Source organism: Tessaracoccus oleiagri (assembly GCF_900103275.1).
GTDB lineage: Bacteria > Actinomycetota > Actinomycetes > Propionibacteriales > Propionibacteriaceae > Arachnia > Arachnia oleiagri.
The window spans coordinates 1-1,840 of sequence record NZ_FNGP01000010.1 but is presented as its reverse complement, the minus strand read 5'-3'; the positions used below and the strand labels follow the sequence as shown (position 1 = coordinate 1,840).

Annotated in this window: 2 protein-coding genes and 1 pseudogene; all 3 read left to right on the top strand. The window is 64.8% G+C overall.

The genetic code is table 11. From position 1 onward, the window contains the following. Positions 1–104 precede the first annotated feature (104 nt). Positions 105–377: a hypothetical protein gene (locus BLR46_RS14725; protein WP_093253883.1), complete on the top strand. Its 273-nt coding sequence runs from the start codon at positions 105–107 to the stop codon at positions 375–377. 13 nt (positions 378–390) lie between these two features. Then, on the top strand, positions 391–1,038 hold the full coding sequence (locus BLR46_RS14720) for a hypothetical protein (protein ID WP_093253881.1): 648 nt from the start codon (positions 391–393) through the stop codon (positions 1,036–1,038). A gap of 566 nt (positions 1,039–1,604) precedes the next feature. Continuing rightward, positions 1,605–1,840 (top strand): annotated as a pseudogene (locus BLR46_RS14715) (hypothetical protein); the annotation flags it as partial.

Here is a 1,840-nt window from a genome sequence, read left to right as displayed (position 1 = left end):
CCTCGCCCAACTCGCCCTCGCCTACCCCGACCGAATCCAGCCCTACCTCTAACCCCTGAAATGTCGACCACTTACACAAACAACTTGACACGCTCCAGTGGGCCATGTACAGCTGGGCCGAGACGACGGCGCAGGCCGCCGCCCAGGACGGCGCCCGCGCCGCCGCGGCGTTCAACGGGACCGCCGCCCACGGCCGAGCCGTCGCCCTCGCCGCCGCCGACAACGGCTCCCTCGACACCATTCGCACCGACGTGCGGCGCGGCCCCCGCATCAGTTCGGCCACCGTCACCGGCCGGGCCCTCGCCGTCATCCCCCTGTTTCCCGTCACCTTCAGCGTCACCGCCGACGCACCCACCGAGCGACTCACCCAACCATAAGGATCCCCTCCGCATGAAGAAGTTCGTTGCCATCGCACTCGCCAGCCTCGGCCTCGCCGTGGGTTGCACCTCCCAGCCCGACCCCGGGCCCGACGTGTCGACGTCCGCGTCGGCGTCGGCGTCGCCCAGCGTGGCTCCGAGTGTTTCCAGTTCCCCGAGCGTGGAGCCCAGCCCCAGCCCCGAACCGAGCCCTTCTCCGAGCGTCTTCGAGTCCTTTCCACCGGCGGAGCCTGACGCGTCTGCCGAGGAGTTGGCAATCCGCGAGGGCCTGATCCGGTACTGGAACGTCTTCGATAAGTTCGCCGCTGACCCAACACTTACAGACCTGACCGAGACTCAGATCGTCTCCACCGGCGAAGCAGCAAACGTGATCCTCGACGAAATCCAGGAAATCCGAGAGAACGGCCACGTCGCGGTCGGGGACCGGTCATTTCACGACATCGCCGTAGCTGAGCCAACGACCGATGCAGACGGGATCACGACTGCTCAGGTCACTTACTGCAACGACCGCACACGGGTGAAGGTCCTCGACGCGAAAACCAAGGGAGACACTGGCCATCGGCCAATCCCTTATGTTGAAGTGACCGCGACGCTCCAAGAGGGCGCTGACGGCATCTGGCGTATCGCCATGATTCGTGACCAAGAGGTGGAGTCGTGCTAATCCGCTCAGGACTAGTCTCTGTGCTGCTGGTCCTATCCCTAGCTCTGCAGCCGGCCTCTGCTGATCCGAGCTGCGGTAGAACCAGTTCCACCTACGCTGTGTGTTCGTTAAAAGTAGATGGTCCCGCACCGCCTGTTGCCGAGACCGGCACTAGCGGCTCAAGTCGTACCCCTCCTCGGGCGCATGCTGGAGAACGAGTTTGCGAGTTCAGGTCTGTACGCATCTCGTGTCGCGCTGAAGGAGGCACTTGGAGTGAGTCAGCCCAAGCGTGGTGCCGAGCGAGCAGTAATCCGCCACCCTTCACACACGCGGTCTGGCAAGGTGAGACCCACGGCGCGATCTACACATGTGTCCGACCGAACCGCGCGGGAATCCCTGATCCGGGATTGGCCTTTGAGCGCCTGCTTACATCGGCACCGGATGCCCCGGTCCCTTCACCAAATCCCCGTGTCTTGGCCCAGCGCGCAGTAGACACCATGGGCCTCCGCGCGATCCGCATGGGCATCTTCCCGAGGTCAGTGGCGGATGATCCCGATTCCTTGGGTTATGTGGGTTGGAACACGTGGATGTGGGCGGATTCGCAGGACGACCAGTCGTGGGGGCCGATCACCGCGTCCGCGAGCGCGGGCGGCTACACCGTCACCGCTACCGCCGAAGTCGACCGCGTCGTGTGGGAGATGGGCAATGGCGACACCGTCGCCTGTGGCAAGGGCACGCCGTGGCGGCCGCGCTTCACCAACAACGAACCATCGCCGGATTGCGGCTACGTCTACGAGCAGCCCGGCCGCTACACCATCACCGC